This is a genomic window from Streptomyces sp. NPDC048291 (assembly GCF_043201715.1).
Lineage (GTDB): Bacteria > Actinomycetota > Actinomycetes > Streptomycetales > Streptomycetaceae > Streptomyces.
Genome location: NZ_JBICZC010000016.1, coordinates 20,990 through 36,301 on the forward strand (window position 1 = coordinate 20,990; position 15,312 = coordinate 36,301).

The window sequence follows — 15,312 nt, forward strand, 5'->3', positions numbered from 1 at the left end:
CGCGTTGTCGGACCCGCCTGCAAGACTTGGCGCATGCGCATTGTGGTTCTGGCAGGCGGCATCGGCGGTGCCCGGTTCCTGCGCGGTCTGAAGCAGGCCGTGCCGGACGCCGACGTGACCGTCATCGGCAACACCGGGGACGACATCCACCTCTTCGGGCTGAAGGTCTGCCCGGACCTCGACACGGTGATGTACACACTCGGCGGCGGCATCGACGAGGAGCAGGGCTGGGGGCGCGCCGAGGAGACCTTCCACCTCAAGGAGGAGCTCGCCGCCTACGGGGTGGGGCCGGACTGGTTCGGGCTCGGCGACCGGGACTTCGCGACGCACATCGTGCGCACGCAGATGCTGGGCGCCGGATATCCGCTGAGCGCGGTCACCGAGGCGCTGTGCGACCGGTGGAAGCCGGGCGTGAAGCTCATCCCCATGACCGACGACCGGGTCGAGACCCACGTGGCCGTCGAGGTCGACGGCGAGCGCAGGGCCGTGCACTTCCAGGAGTACTGGGTACGGCTGCGGGCGGGCGTCCCCGCCGAGGCGGTCGTCCCGGTCGGCGCCGAGCAGTCCAAGCCCGCGCCCGGCGTCCTGGAGGCCATCGCCGCCGCGGACGTGATCCTCTTCCCGCCGTCCAACCCGGTGGTCTCCGTCGGCACGATCCTCGCGGTGCCCGGCATCCGGGAGGCCATCGCGAACGCCGGGGTGCCGGTGGTGGGCCTCTCCCCCATCGTCGGGGACGCACCCGTGCGCGGGATGGCCGACAAGGTGCTCGCGGCGGTGGGCGTGGAGTCGACGGCGGCGGCGGTCGCCGAGCACTACGGCTCCGGGCTGCTGGACGGCTGGCTCGTCGACTCCGTGGACGCGGGCAGCGTCGCGCGCGTGGCGGAGGCCGGCATCCGCTGCCGGGCCGTACCCCTGATGATGACCGACCTGGATGCGGCCGCGCAGATGGCCCGGGAGGCGCTGGCGCTGGCCGAGGAGGTGCGCGGGGCATGACCGACGCGATCGACACGACCGGCACGGGGGATACGACCGGCGCCGCCGGCACGACCGACGCGGTGCCCGCGTACCGGGTGTGGGCGCTGCCCAGGATCCCCGAGGTCCAGCAGGGCGACGACCTGGCGAAGCTGATCGCCGCGGCCGAGCCGGGGCTGGCCGACGGGGACGTGGTGATCGTCACCTCCAAGATCGTCTCCAAGGCCGAGGGGCGGATCGTCGAGGCCACCGACCGGGAGGCGGCGATCGACGCCGAGACCGTGCGGGTGGTCGCCCGGCGCGGGACCCTGCGGATCGTGGAGAACCGGCAGGGCCTGGTCATGGCCGCGGCCGGCGTCGACGCGTCCAACACCCCCGCCGGGACCGTCCTGTTGCTGCCCGAGGATCCCGACGCCTCGGCCCGTGCCGTCCGCGCGGGCCTGCGCGACGCGCTGGGCGTCAACGTCGGCGTCGTCGTCACGGACACCTTCGGGCGACCCTGGCGCTCGGGGCTCACGGACGTCACCATCGGCGCCGCCGGCGTGGAGGTGCTGGACGATCTGCGCGGGGGCGTGGACGCGTACGGCAACCCGCTGGTCGCGACGGTCGTCGCCACCGCCGACGAACTGGCCGCCGCCGGCGACCTGGTGAAGGGCAAGGCGACGGGGATGCCGGTCGCCGTGGTGCGGGGCCTCGCCCATGTCGTCGCCGACGCCGACGACGACGGGGACGGCGCGCGGGCGCTGGTCCGGGACGCGGGCAGCGACATGTTCCGGCTCGGGACGTCCGAGGCGGTCCGGGAGGCGGTGACGCTGCGGCGGACGGTGCGGGCGTTCACCGACGACCCCGTCGACCCCGGGGCGGTACGGCGGGCGGTCGCCGCGGCCGTGACCGCGCCGGCGCCGCATCACACGACGCCGTGGCGGTTCGTGCTGCTGGAGTCGGCCGAGGCGCGCGTCCGGCTGCTGGACGCGATGCGGGACGCGTGGATCGCCGACCTGCGGAAGGACGGCAAGTCGGAGGAGTCGATCGCGAAGCGGGTGCGGCGGGGCGACGTGCTGCGGAACGCGCCGTACCTGGTCGTGCCCTGTCTCGTGATGGACGGGTCGCACACGTACGGGGACGCGCGGCGGGACGCGGCCGAGCGGGAGATGTTCGTGGTCGCGGCGGGGGCCGCGGTGCAGAACTTCCTGGTCGCGCTGGCCGGGGAGCAGCTGGGGTCGGCGTGGGTCTCGTCGACGATGTTCTGCCGGGACGTGGTGCGGGACGCGCTGGCGCTTCCGGGCGAGTGGGAGCCGATGGGGGCGGTCGCGGTGGGGAAGGCGGCGGAGGCTCCGCGGGAGAGGGCCGAGAGGGAGGTCGGGGACTTTATCGAGGTGCGGTGAGTTGCTTTGCGCCTTCGGTTCGGGGACGTTCGGTTCCGTGGGCGTGTGCGGGTTGAGCGTGGCCGGTCGCGCAGTTCCCCGCGCCCCTCTCGGGGCGCCTGACGCCTAGGATCTTTCACGTGGCTGGACGTTTCGCTCCCCGGCCCACGCGTACGACGGTGCGGGGTGGGCAGGTCGTCGTGCCTGCCGGCGGTGTTCCGCGGCAGGCTGTCGCGGCCGGGCGGGTTCGGCTGTGGAAGCCGGACGGGGCCCTTGATCTGGGGCTGGTGCTGGGGCCGCTGCGGCGGGGGCCCGGGGATCCGACCTTTCGGGCCACCCGGGACGGGTCCGTGTGGCGGGCCAGTCTGACGCCCGCCGGGCCCGGGACGCTGCGGGTCGCCGTGTACGGCGGTGAGGTGCGCGGGGAAGCCTGGGGGCCGGGGGCCGGGTGGCTGCTTGAGCAGTTGCCGGAGCTGCTCGGTTCCGCCGACGACCCGTCCCTGTTCGTGCCCCGGCACCGGGTCGTGGCGGCGGCCGGGCACCGGCGGCCGGGGCTGCGGCTGACGCGGACCGGGCTGGTGCTGGAGTCGCTGATCCCGTCGGTCCTGGAGCAGAAGGTCACCACCGACGAGGCGTACCGGGCCTGGCGGTTGCTGGTGCGCAGGTTCGGGGAGCGGGCGCCGGGTCCGGCGGGGGTGGGTGAGCGGCCGATGTGGGTGATGCCGGCGCCGCGTACCTGGGCGCTGATTCCTTCCTGGGAGTGGCACAAGGCCGGGGTCGACGACAAGCGGGCCTCGACGATCCTGCGGGCGGTGCGGGTCGCCGCGCGGCTGGAGCAGACGGTGGGGATGGCGGCGGAGGCGGCGCAGGCGCGGCTGGAGGTGGTGCCGGGGGTGGGGCCGTGGACGTCGGCGGAGACCGTGCAGCGCAGTCATGGGGCGGCGGACGCGGTGACGGTCGGGGACCTGCACCTGCCGGGGATCATCGGGTTCGCGCTGGCCGGGGACCGGCATGCGGACGACGAGGTGATGCTGCGGTTGCTGGAGCCGTATGCGGGGCAGCGGCATCGGGCGGCTCGGTTGATTCTGCTGAGCGGGCAGACGCCGGCGCGGCGGGCACCGCGGATGCCGCGGGGCGACATCGGCCGGTTGTGAATCGTGCGGGTGGGCTGGGGCGGGGGGCTGGGGACGCTTACCGGCGCCGGCAGGGTGCCGCCGCGCCCACCCGTGCCGCCCCAGCGGCACGACTGCCCGCGGCTGAAGAAGCGACACCGCCGCGGCTGGGAAGAGGCGGCGGGCGAGGCGCCCTGTAAGGGGCGCGGGGAACTGCGCGAGCAACCCCCGCGCGCCCGCGGGCGAACGACCTCCCGCACCACCCCTACTGGTCGGAAGAGAACCGCACCGCGCCCGCCGGGATCGTCGCGTCGCACCACACCCTTGCGCCGTCGCGGAGTTCGTTGTCGGCGCCGATGACCGCGCCGTCGCCGATGACCGTGCCGGTGAGGACCGAGCGTTCGCCGACGCGGGCGCGGTTGCCGATGAGGGAGTCGGTGATGACGGCGCCGGGTTCGATCACGGCGCCCGGGAGGATCGTCGAGCCGAAGACCCGCGCGCCCTCCGCGACGAACGCGCCCTCGCCCACCACCGTGCCGCCCGTCAGCTTCGCGTCCGCCGCGACCCGGGCCGTGGGGAGGACGAGGCGGTCGCCGCAGCGGCCGGGGACCGCCGGGGACGGGGCACGGCCGAGGACGAGGTCCGCCGAGCCGCGGACGAAGGCCGCGGGCGTGCCGAGGTCGAGCCAGTACGTGGAGTCGACCATGCCCTGGAGGTGGGCACCGGCCGCGAGCAGTTCGGGGAAGGTCTCGCGCTCCACCGACACCGGACGGCCCGCCGGGATCGTGTCGATGACCGAGCGGCGGAAGACGTACGCCCCCGCGTTGATCTGGTCGGTGACGATCTCCTCGGGCGTCTGCGGCTTCTCCAGGAAGGCGAGGACCCGGCCCGTGGCGTCCGTGGGGACGAGCCCGTACGCGCGGGGGTCGGTCACCTGGGTGAGGTGGAGGGAGACGTCCGCCGAGGTCGACTCGTGCGTGGCCACCAGGGCGCGGATGTCCAGCCCGGTCAGGATGTCGCCGTTGAAGATCAGGACCGGGTCGTCGGGGCCGGAGTGCAGCCGGGCGGCCACGTTGCGGATCGCGCCGCCGGTACCGAGGGGCACGTCCTCGGTGACGTACTCGATGTGCAGGCCGAGTGCCGCGCCGTCGCCGAAGTACGGTTCGAAGACGTCCGCCAGGTAGCTCGTCGCGAGGACGATGTGCTCCACGCCCGCCGCTCTGGCTCTGGCCAGCTGGTGCGTCAGGAACGGCACGCCGGCCGCCGGGACCATCGGCTTGGGCGTGTGGACCGTGAGCGGGCGCAGCCGGGTGCCTTTGCCGCCGACCAGGAGGATCGCTTCTGTCACCTGTCGTCTCTGCTTCCTGCCGGGACCGGCCGAACTCTGTGTCGGCCGGCCAGTGTATGCAGACCGTGCGACGGCGCCCTCGACTACCGCGCGGTGCCACGCGGCATGGGTGTGCGGTTTCCCCCGACTGCCCCCGACGGCGTCGACCGCCGGCCCCGTACTCAGCGCCCCTGAAGGTGCGCGGAGCTGGTACGGGCCGAGCCGAGCTTGGCGTAGAGCTTGGCGCCTGGGCATTCGGTGGCGTACCCGTCCCTGTGACCGGAGATCACGTTCAGTCGTACGTTCTTCCCCTTTGGGTAGAGATTGCCACCCCCGGACTTCAGATATGTCTTTCCCTTGGGATTCGCGCCGAAGAGTCCGAGTTTCCACGCGGTGAGCTTGGCGAGGGCGGTCACGACGGCGGCGGGCGGCTTGTGCGAGGCGAAGGTGCCGATCACCGCGATGCCCATGCTGTTGTTGTTGAAGCCGAGGGTGTGGGCGCCCCTGACGGACTTCGCCGCTCCCCCGGCGCGGCCCTCGTAGAGGGTTCCGCACTTGTCGACGAGGAAGTTGTAGCCGATGTCCCGCCAGCCCATGCTCACGACGTGGTAACGGTAGATACTGCGGATGACGGACGGGGCGTCGGAGCAGCGGTAACCGTTGCCGGAGACGGTGTGGTGGACGAAGGCCGCCTTGATCTTCCCGGTGTAGACGAACCCCTTCTCGCGCAGCGACTCGTCGGCGCCCCAGCCGCGGCGGGTGACGATCCGCGGGCGCGGTCCGATGTACGGCTTGGCCAGCGGGGCGGTGCCGCCGTTCAGCTCGCGGAGTTCGCGTTCGGTGTCCGCGCGGCTCAGTGCGGGGATCTCGGTGGCGGCGAAGGACACGAGGTCGGCGTTGACGACTGCCGCCGCGTCGGCCTCGGTGTCGGTGCGGGGGCGGTCCGCGGTCGGGGCCTCGGAGGGGGCCTCGGACGGGGCCTCGTCGCCGGGGTCGACGAGTTCGAGGCGCAGGCCGGCCGGGAGCAGGTCGCGTCCGACGCCGGGGCCGGGGCCTGCCTCGGGGCGCACGCGTAGGTCGACTCCGTCCGAGGCGCCCACCCACAGGGGCGCGGTGGCGCCGTGCACCCGGCCGGAGGTGGCCTCCGCGGAGTCCGGGTCGGCGCCGTGGTCGGCGTTGTGCGGGTCGATGTCCTGCCAGTCCGACCAGTTGCCGGTGGCGGCGGACCGGGTGCGTACCTGGACCCGGCCGAGCAGTTCGGTTCCGGGGTTGTCCCAGACGACGCCGACGAGCGAGAAGTCCCGTACGCCGGTGCGGTACACGCCCTGCTCGGGGGGCTGGCCGAGGACGCGCTCGCGGGTGCGGGGGGTGAGGGGCAGCGACCGGGTGCTGCCGGAGAGGGCGGTCGCGGCGGGGCGGGCGGTGGTCGTCGTGGCCCGGTCCGCGGGTGCGGCGGCCGCGGACGGCACGTTCAGCACGAGCGGCGGGAGGGTGAGGGCCGCCGCGCAGGTGACGCCGATCGAGGAAGTCAGGAGTCCACGCATGCTCCTGATCTTGAACATAGTCAGACAAACGTGCTCATCGGGGAGTTGACGGTCCGTCGGGATCCGCTACGCCGAACCGGTGGCCCCGCCGGCCGGTGCGGGTGCCGGGCGCGGCGTACCCTTGCGCGGGTGAACGCCACCGATCGCACCCCTGCCGACCTGCTGCGTTCCGCGCTCGCCGCGGATCCCGGACGCCCCCTGGTGACCTTCTACGACGACGCGACGGGCGAGCGCGTCGAATTGTCCGTGGCCACCTTCGCCAATTGGGTGGCGAAGACGGCGAATCTGTTGCAGACCGATCTCGCGGCGGGGCCGGGTGACCGGGTCGCCCTGCTGCTGCCGGCGCACTGGCAGACGGCGGTGTGGTTGCTGGCCTGTTCGTCGGTGGGCGTGATCGCCGACGTGGCCGGGGAACCGGCGGCGGCCGACGTGGTCGTCAGCGGGCCGGACTCGCTGGAGGCGGCGCGGGCGTGCCGGGGGGAGCGGGTCGCGCTCGCGCTCCGGCCGCTGGGTGGGCGGTTCCCGCGGGTGCCGGAGGGGTTCGTCGACTATGCCGTCGAGGTGCCGAGTCAGGGTGACCGGTTCGTGCCGTTCTCCCCGGTGGATCCGGAGGAGCCCGCGCTGATCGTCGCGGGGGCGGAGATGAGTGGCGCCGAGGTCGTGGAGCGGGCGCTCGGGGATGCGGCGGGGCTGGATCTGACCGGGCCGGGGTCGCGGTTGCTGTCTGGGCTGGGGTACGGCACGTGGGAGGGGCTGAGCGCGGGGTTGTACGCGCCGCTGGCGGTCGGGGGGTCGGTGGTGTTGTGCCGGCACCTGGATGAGCTGGGGGAGGAAGGAATCGCCAAGCGGATCGAGAGTGAGCGGGTGACTGCGTCGGCGCGGTGAGGTCGTTCGTCGGGTGCGGGTCGGTGGGGGCTGTTCGCGCAGTTCCCCGCGCCCCCAAGAAGGTGGGACCAGGCACCCGCATCAGCCGCCGACCGCCCCTTTGAGAAGACCGGCCACCTGCGTCGGCAACCGGGCCGCCCCCTCCACGCGACCAACCACCCCCGCCAGCCGCCGGCCACCCGCGGTGGGGCCGGTCACCCGCGTGGGCCAGTTAGCCCGCCCTCGTGTCTCGGGCCGGGGCACTGTTGAGGAGTGACCGACGTCGTAGGGGCATCCGCCACCGGGTACGGGCTTGCCCGGAGGCGGCGGCGGTGTTGGGTGCGGGGGGTGGCGCTCGGGGTCGGGGTGGTTGTCGTCGGGGCCGTCGGCGGGGGCTGGGCGCTGTACGCCAAGCTCAGTCACAACATCACCGCCGACGAGGCGGCCGAGGCCGAACTCGCCCGGTACGAGCGGGAGCGGCCCACCGCGCTGGTGCGGGGCGCGCAGAACATCCTCCTCATCGGCTCGGACACCCGCGCCGGGGACGGCAACGGCCGCTACGGCAAGGACTCGGGCACCGAACGCTCCGACACGACCATCCTGCTGCACCTCGCCCGCGACCGGCGCAGCGCCACCGCCGTCTCGCTGCCCCGGGACCTGATGGTGCACGTGCCCGGCTGCCTGCGCGGCGACGGGCGGCGCAGCGAGCCCTCGTTCACGCTGTTCAACTCGGCCTTCGAGGTGGGGGGTTCGGCCTGCACCGTCCGTACCGTGGAGACGCTCACGGACATCCGCGTCGACCACTACGTCGTCGTCGACTTCAACGGGTTCAAGGACATGGTCGACGCGATCGACGGGGTGCAGGTGTGCCTGAAGAAGCCGATCGACGACAAGGCGGCGAAGCTGCGGCTGCCCGCCGGGCGGGTCACCCTCGACGGGGAGCAGGCGCTGGGGTACGTGCGGGTGCGCAAGTCGCTCGGGGACGGCAGTGACACCGGCCGGATGGACCGCCAGCAGCAGTTTTTGGGGGCGCTCGTCAACAAGGTGCAGAGCAGTGACGTACTGCTGAACCCGGCGAAGCTCTACCCGCTGCTGGACGCGGCGACCTCGGCGCTCACCACCGATCCTGAACTGGCCAGTCTGCGGGGTCTCTACCAGCTGGTCCGGGGGCTGCGGGACGTCCCCACCGACCAGGTGCAGTTCCTCACCGTGCCGCGGGAGCCGTACGTGTACGACTCCAACCGGGACCAGTTGGAGGCGGGCCGGGCGGACGCGCTGTTCGCGCTGCTGCGGGCCGACCGGCCGGTGAAGGTCGCCAAGAAGAACACCTCCGCCGGGGACTCCTCGGCGTCCGCGTTTCGCGGTAAAACCGCCGCCGAGGACAGTTGCGAGTAAAGCACGTGCCAAGGCGGCGAACTTCCGCGCCGTTCGTTGTCAGTTAAATGAGGCGGATTGCCCGGTTGTAGGGACGACGAATTTGTCACTGGCGTCACTCGACGCTGAACTGGGCGGATAGTGTGAGCGCTCCGGTGCATCCGGCCGCGAGGTCCGTCCTGGGGTCGCGCACCGCGAAACGTGACCGAGCGTCTTGATGGGGGGAAGGCGCCGCGTGGCCCCGACGGAGGATTCGGACAACCGTGGACGCGCAAGGCCGTGGGCGGGCGGACAACATCGATCCCGCAGACCAGTGGGTGCTCAATCCGAACACCGGTGAATACGAACTGCGACTGACGCCTTCCGCACCGCAGTCGGCGCAGGCGGCGCAGTCACCGCAGTCGGCGGTCCCCGGACCGCGCAGACCGGCCGCGCCGGGCACCGGCCCGGGCGGTACGCGGGATGCGGCGAGCCCGGAGATTCCGGGGCAGCGCAGACGGCGTGCCGAGCCCGAGCCGCCGGCCGGGCGGCGTTCGCGCCGGCAGCCGGTGCAGAAGAAGTCGAAGGCCAAGAAGGTCCTGTTGTGGACCGGCGGGACGATGGCCTTCGTGCTGGTCGCCGCCTCGGCCGCCGGCTACCTCTACATCAAGCACCTCAACGACAACATCACGTCCGTCTCCGACGACGGCGCGAGCACCGGTGGCTTCAGCAAGGACAAGGCCATCAACCTGCTGATCATCGGCACCGACAAGCGGACCGGCTCGGGCAACGAGGGCTACGGCGACGCCGGCAGCGTCGGGCACGCCGACACCACGATCCTGCTGCACATCGCCAAGGACCGCTCGAACGCCACCGCGCTGAGCATCCCGCGTGACCTGATCGTCGACGTGCCCGACTGCCAGACGGAGCAGTCGGACGGCAGCGAGAAGGTCATCGCGGGCACCGAGAACGTCCGGTTCAACACCAGCCTCGGCCAGGACGGCCGTACCGCCAGCTGCACCGTGCGCACGGTGACCGAGCTGACCGGGATCCAGGCCGACAACTTCATGGTGGCCGACTTCAACGCGGTCAAGACGCTGACCGACGCGGTCGGCGGGGTCGAGGTGTGTCTCGCCAAGGACATCGACGACTCGGACTCGCACCTGAAGCTGTCCAAGGGCACCCACAACATCTCCGGCGAGACCGCGCTGGCGTTCGTGCGCACCCGGCACTCGGTCGGCTTCGGCGGCGACCTGAGCCGGATCCAGCTCCAACAGCAGTTCCTGAGCGCGCTGATGCGCAAGCTCAGCTCCAACTCGACGCTCACCAGCCCGACCAAGCTGCTGAAGCTGGCCGAGGTCGGCACCAAGGCGCTCACCGTCGACTCCCAGCTGGACAGCATCGGCAAGCTGAAGGACCTCGGTCTGGAGCTCGGCAAGCTCAACCCGAAGAACCTGACCTTCACCACCATCCCGGTGCTGGACAACCCGGCGGAGAAGGTGAAGGCGACCGTCGTGCTCAACGACACGAAGGCGCCCGCCGTCTTCCAGGCGATCAAGGACGACGTCTCCTTCACCGCCGTCAAGAAGAAGCAGGCACAGGCCAGCAAGGACGCGGCAGCCGCCCGCCTGGAGGGCAGCAAGTCCGCGGCCTCCGAGGTGCGGGTGCGGATCCTCAACGGCGGGGCCCAGGCCGGCAGCGCCCAGGAGACCCTCAACTGGCTGCAGAACGAGGAGGGCGTCCTCAAGTCGGAGAACGCCGGCAACGCGGACGCCGAACTCAGCAGGACCACCCTGGAGTACGCGCCCGACCAGGCCGATCAGGCGCGTGAACTGGCCAGCCTCATGGGGCTGTCCGGCTCCGCGATGAAGCCCGGCAAGAGCGTGGTCAACTCCCAGGGCCTGCCCGCGATCACACTGACGCTGGGCAAGGACTTCCAGGGGGCGGGAGTCTCCCTCACCACTCCGACAAAGGCGCCGGACGTGGACAGCAAGACCACGGCGGACAAGGTGACCTGCGCCAAGTAGGGCGGCGCGACGAAGAGTTACACCGTACGACCGCCAAGTAACAGCGAATAAGTAGGTAACCCTATGGGTCCGTCACGCGTCTAACCGGGCGCGGGGCGGACCCGTGTGGTCCGTGTGGCGTCCGACGGGGGGCGTGGCGGCGGGCCTGTGCGCACAGGGCGCAGGGCGGGGAGGGCAGGGCGTTGACGCAGAGCGATGTACGGGGGGAGGTGCCTGGGGTCGAGGACACGATGTCCCTCGCGCCGAAGGCACGCAAGGCAGCACAGGCAGGCAAGACAGGACAGGCACCGAAGGCACCCGGCGCGCCGGGCGGCACCGGCGGCGGGTCCCGCAAGGGCGGCCCGAACGGCGGCCCGGGAAGACGGGGCCGGCGCGTACTGCGCTGGTCGGCGACCGTGCTGTCGGTGGTGATCCTCGGTACGGCGGGCGCCGGTTACCTCTACTACCAGCACCTGAACGGCAACATCCAGAAGGGCCGACGTGACATCGGCGACGCCAAGGCGCACAAGACCGCGGCCAACGCGGCCGGCCAGACGCCGCTGAACATCCTGCTGATCGGCTCGGACAGCCGTAACTCCGACGAGAACGTGAAGCTCGGCGGCGCCAAGTACGACCGGGGCAGCCCGCCGCTCGGCGACGTGCAGATGCTGATCCACCTGTCGGCGGACCGCAAGAGCGCGGCGATGGTGAGCATCCCCCGGGACACCCGCGTCGACATCCCCAAGTGCACGGACCCGAAGACCGGCAAGGTGTACCCGGCGACCAACACCATCATCAACGAGTCGCTGGCGCGCGGCGGCGCCGGCTGCACGCTGGCGACCTGGGAGAACCTCACCGGGGTCTACATCGACCACTGGATCACGATCGACTTCGCGGGCGTGGTGAACATGGCGGACGCCATCGGCGGCGTCGACGTCTGTGTGAAGCAGAACGTGTGGGACCGGCCGACGGCCGCGGTGTCCGGCGGCTCGGGGCTGAAGATGACGGCCGGCACGCACAAGGTGAAGGGCGAGCAGGCCCTGCAGTGGCTGCGCACCCGGCACGCCTGGGGCAGTGACCCGCTGCGGGCCAAGGCCCAGCACATGTACCTCAACTCGATGATCCGGACGCTGAAGGGGCAGAACGTCTTCACCGACACCGGCAGGCTGATGGACCTGGCCGAGGCGGCCACCAAGTCGCTGACGGTCTCCGAGGAGATAGGCACCCCGAAGAAGCTCTACGACCTGGGCATGCAGCTCAAGTCGGTGCCGACGGACCGCATCACCTCGCTCACGATGCCGAACGTCGAGGACCCGCAGAACAGGGACCACCTGGTGCCGGACGGTGCCAACGCCGACAAGATGTGGCAGATGCTCCGCGACGACGTGGCGTTCGACAAGAACGGCGGCGCCGCGGAGAGCAGGAAGAAGACCACGGCGAGCGCCGAGCCCGCCAAGGAGCCGTCCGTCTCCGCGGGCGGCCTCGGCGTGCTGGTGCGCAACGCCACCGGTACCGCCACCGAGGCCGCGGTCCCCGCCCGGGCCCGGACGCTCGCCCAGGAGCTGGGCGCCAAGGGCTACAGCAGGGCGGCGGCGGACACCTCGGGGGCCGTGGAGTCGGTGGAGAAGACGGTCGTCCAGTACCCGAGCGCGGATCTGCAGGGCGACGCCCAGGCGGTCGCCAAGGCGCTGGGCATCCCGACGAGCCAGGTGCGGCAGACCACCGATGTGTCGGGCGTCACGCTCGTCGTCGGCGCCGACTGGCGGGACGGGACGGCGTACCCGAAGCAGTCCGCGCCGAAGGCCGGTGACCTGCCGGACAACGCCGACGCGATCAACGGCTCGGACACCAAGCAGTGCATGGACGTCTACGCGCCCTATCGCTGGTAGCGCGGGCGCACAGGTCCGCACAGGTAGCCACAGGTAACTCCTAAACCGCTGCATGACACTGCCGCCGTGCCCAGGTGCCGGGGAGTTCCGGGCGCGGTGGCAGGTGCGAGCGGGAGGGCGGGCAAGGTGGTGCGCAGCAGTGTGCGGGGGGAGGTGTCCGACGTGGTGTCGGTCGAGGACACCATGTCTCTCACGCCCCAGGACGGCGGGGGCCGGCGGAGCAGAGGCGGCACGGAGGACGGTGACCGCAGACGCCGCAGACGCCGGATCGTGCGCTGGTCGGCCGCGGTCCTCGCGCTGGCCGTGGCCGGCACCGCCACCGCCGGATACCTGTACTACGAGCACCTCAACGGCAACATCAAGAAGGAGTCCCTGAACATCGGGGACTCCAAGGACCGCGCCACCGAGACCAAGGCGAACGCGGCCGGTCAGACCGCCCTGAACATCCTGCTGATCGGCTCCGACGCCCGGGACACCGCCGAGAACCAGAAGCTGGGCGGGGCCAGGGACATCGGCACCGCCGCCCGCGCCGACGTCCAGATGCTGCTGCACGTGTCGGCCGACCGCACCAACATGTCGGTGGTGTCGATGCCCCGCGACACGCTGGTCTCCATCCCGAAGTGCACCGACGCCAAGACCGGCAAGGTGTACGCGGCCACCGACGACACGATGACCAACGCCTCGCTGGAGCGCGGCGGGCCCGGCTGCACGGTGGCCACCTGGGAGAAGCTCACCGACATCCACATCGACCACTTCATGATGGTCGACTTCTCCGGCGTGGTGTCCATGGCGGACGCGATCGGCGGGGTGCCGGTGTGCGTGGACGCCAACATCTACTCGCACACCTCCACCGGCCACGGCTCCGGCCTGAAGCTGAAGAAGGGCACCACCTCGGTCAAGGGCAAGCAGGCCCTGCAGTGGCTGCGCACCCGCTACGGCTTCGAGGACGGCAGCGACATAGCCCGGACCAAGGCCCAGCACATGTACATGAACTCGATGGTCCGCCAGCTGCGTTCCAACGCCACCCTCAGCAACCCCGACAAGCTCCTGGGACTCGCCGAGACGGCCACCAAGGCGCTCACGGTCGACACCGGCCTCGGCTCGGTCACCAAGCTCTACGACCTGAGCAAGGAGCTGAAGAAGGTCCCGACGAACCGCATCACCATGACGACGATGCCGTTCGTGTACTCCTCCGACGGCAACCGCGTCCTGCCCAAGCCCACCGACGCGGCCAAGCTGTGGCGGCTGGTCCGCGAGGACGTCGCGCTGGACGGCAAGGACAGGAACAAGAAGAAGACGACGGCCACGACGAAGGTCACCGACAAGGCGGCGGCCGACGACAAGATCGCCGTACAGGTGCAGAACGGCACGAAGAGCGGCAGCGAGTCCGCCGTGACCGGCCGGGCCGCCGCCGTCACCGAACTGCTCGTCGGCAAGGGCTTCACGAAGGCGGCGGCCGACACCTCGGCGCTGCTGAGCGAGGACGAGACGCTGGTGCGCTACCCGGGCGCGGACCTGGCGGGCGACGCCCAGCGGGTCGCGAAGGTCCTGGGCATCCCCACCGGCCAGGTGAAGAAGTCCGCCGCCGTCGACGGCGTCACGGTGGTCGTCGGCGCCGACTGGCGCTCGGGCACCGAGTACGCCGCCGACGACGATGACACCACCCCGACGTCGGCGAACGCCCTCAACGCCTCGGACACCAAGGCGTGCATGCACGTCGACCCGGACTACACCTGGTGAACCCGCGAGGGGCGGTGCTCAGCGGGAGGACGGGCTGAGCACCGCGGGCCGGCGGGACGCGATGACCCGCTTCGCCAGCGACCTGGGGCTGGTCAGGAAGCCGTACCCCCACGTCATGTGCATGGTGGCGAGGGCGACCGGGATCCGCAGCCGCGCCTTGAGCGGCAGCCCCTTGCCGGCCGGGAGGGATCCGGCGACGATCGCGGCGAGATACCCGCCCGGGATCAGGAAGCCGAAGGGGGTCACCAGGGCCCCGACCACGATCCCGGCGGCTATCGCGCACAGCGCCGTCGGCGGGGCGAGGTAGCGCAGGTTGATGGAGCCCTCGTGGTAGCGGGCCACGACGTGCCGCCAACGGCCGTAGTCCTTGTACTGCTTGGCGAGCGCCTTCACGCTCGGCCGCGGCCGGTACGACACCTTCAGCTCCGGCGAGAACCAGATCAGGCCGCCGGCCTCGCGGATCCGGAAGTTCAGCTCCCAGTCCTGGGCGCGGATGAACTCCTCGTTGTAGCCGCCCTGTTGCTCCAGCGCCTCGCGCCGGAAGACGCCCAGGTAGACCGTGTCGGCGGGGCCGGCCTCGCCGCCGGTGTGGAACGCGGCGTTGCCGACGCCGATCTTCGAGGTCATGGCCGCCGCGACCGCGTGCTCCCAGTCGTTCTCGCCCTCGGCGTGCATGATGCCGCCGACGTTCATCGCGCCGGTCTCCGCCAGGAGCCGTACCGCGGTGGCGATGTAGTTCGGGGAGAGCATGCCGTGGCCGTCGACGCGGACCACGACCGGGTGTCTGGAGGCCTTGATCGCGGCGTTCAGCGCGGCCGGGGTGCGCCCGGTCGGGTTCGGGACGGTGTGCACGCGGGGGTCCTCGGCCACGAGCTCGGCGGCGATCTCGTCCGTGCGGTCCTTGGACGGACCGAGGGCGATGACGACCTCCAGCTCGCCGGCGTACTCCTGCGCGAGGATCGCTTGGACGGCCCCGCGCAGGTGCCGCTCCTCGTCGAGGACGGGCATGATCACAGAAACTGCGGGGTGCCGCACGTCGGGCTTGGCGTTCATAGGGGGCTCACGTTACCGCGAACGGGGGACACCGGTGCGCGCCGCATCGGCGGTGCAGCGGGCTGAAGGTCGTATCGGCCTACCGTGC

At 71.7% G+C, this 15,312-nt stretch carries 11 protein-coding genes; 8 read left to right on the forward strand and 3 right to left on the reverse strand.

The features are described from left to right. The first annotated feature begins 33 nt into the window (after window positions 1-33). The 3 genes from cofD to ACGF5O_RS37985 all read left to right on the forward strand — a co-directional run bounded on the left by cofD (window position 34) and on the right by ACGF5O_RS37985 (window position 3,490). Window positions 34-993 (forward strand): 2-phospho-L-lactate transferase, encoded by a 960-nt coding sequence (gene cofD / locus ACGF5O_RS37975; protein WP_393814485.1) that lies wholly within the window; start codon window positions 34-36, stop codon window positions 991-993. Beyond that, window positions 990-2,357: a coenzyme F420-0:L-glutamate ligase gene (locus ACGF5O_RS37980; RefSeq protein ID WP_393814486.1), complete on the forward strand. Its 1,368-nt coding sequence runs from the start codon at window positions 990-992 to the stop codon at window positions 2,355-2,357. Before cofD ends, ACGF5O_RS37980 begins: the two co-directional genes overlap by 4 nt. A 119-nt stretch (window positions 2,358-2,476) precedes the next feature. Further along, window positions 2,477-3,490 carry a DNA-3-methyladenine glycosylase family protein gene (locus tag ACGF5O_RS37985; protein WP_393814487.1) on the forward strand — a complete coding sequence of 338 codons (1,014 nt, stop codon included), beginning with the start codon at window positions 2,477-2,479 and terminating at the stop codon, window positions 3,488-3,490. Window positions 3,491-3,713: 223 nt separating this feature from the next. Here the strand turns inward: ACGF5O_RS37985 and ACGF5O_RS37990 are convergent, their stop codons facing one another. Together ACGF5O_RS37990 and ACGF5O_RS37995 are read right to left on the reverse strand one after the other, a co-directional pair. Beyond that, window positions 3,714-4,796 (reverse strand): sugar phosphate nucleotidyltransferase, encoded by a 1,083-nt coding sequence (locus ACGF5O_RS37990; RefSeq protein WP_393814488.1) that lies wholly within the window; start codon window positions 4,794-4,796, stop codon window positions 3,714-3,716. A 161-nt stretch (window positions 4,797-4,957) separates the two neighbouring features. After that, complete coding sequence (locus tag ACGF5O_RS37995) at window positions 4,958-6,319, reverse strand: peptidoglycan recognition protein (RefSeq protein ID WP_393814489.1); 1,362 nt, start codon at window positions 6,317-6,319, stop codon at window positions 4,958-4,960. Window positions 6,320-6,448: 129 nt separating this feature from the next. Between ACGF5O_RS37995 and ACGF5O_RS38000 the strand changes: the two genes are divergently transcribed. The 5 genes from ACGF5O_RS38000 (at window position 6,449) to ACGF5O_RS38020 (ending at window position 14,171) form a co-directional block, all read left to right on the forward strand. Then, window positions 6,449-7,204, forward strand: coding sequence for a TIGR03089 family protein (locus ACGF5O_RS38000; protein ID WP_393814490.1), 756 nt, complete (start codon window positions 6,449-6,451; stop codon window positions 7,202-7,204). A 318-nt stretch (window positions 7,205-7,522) separates the two neighbouring features. Beyond that, a complete protein-coding gene (locus ACGF5O_RS38005) occupies window positions 7,523-8,578 on the forward strand; it encodes an LCP family protein (RefSeq protein ID WP_393814716.1) in 1,056 nt (351 codons plus the stop codon). A gap of 242 nt (window positions 8,579-8,820) precedes the next feature. Then, entirely contained in the window at window positions 8,821-10,563 is a 1,743-nt protein-coding gene (locus ACGF5O_RS38010) for an LCP family protein (RefSeq protein WP_393814491.1), read from the forward strand. A gap of 182 nt (window positions 10,564-10,745) precedes the next feature. Beyond that, window positions 10,746-12,431 carry an LCP family protein gene (locus ACGF5O_RS38015; protein WP_393814492.1) on the forward strand — a complete coding sequence of 562 codons (1,686 nt, stop codon included), beginning with the start codon at window positions 10,746-10,748 and terminating at the stop codon, window positions 12,429-12,431. 183 nt (window positions 12,432-12,614) lie between these two features. Further along, window positions 12,615-14,171 carry an LCP family protein gene (locus tag ACGF5O_RS38020; RefSeq protein ID WP_393814717.1) on the forward strand — a complete coding sequence of 519 codons (1,557 nt, stop codon included), beginning with the start codon at window positions 12,615-12,617 and terminating at the stop codon, window positions 14,169-14,171. Between the two features lie 18 nt (window positions 14,172-14,189). On the opposite strand, the gene ACGF5O_RS38025 is transcribed toward ACGF5O_RS38020, so the two are convergent. After that, window positions 14,190-15,224, reverse strand: a complete 1,035-nt coding sequence (locus tag ACGF5O_RS38025; RefSeq protein WP_393814493.1) for a glycosyltransferase family 2 protein — start codon at window positions 15,222-15,224, stop codon at window positions 14,190-14,192. Window positions 15,225-15,312 lie beyond the last annotated feature (88 nt).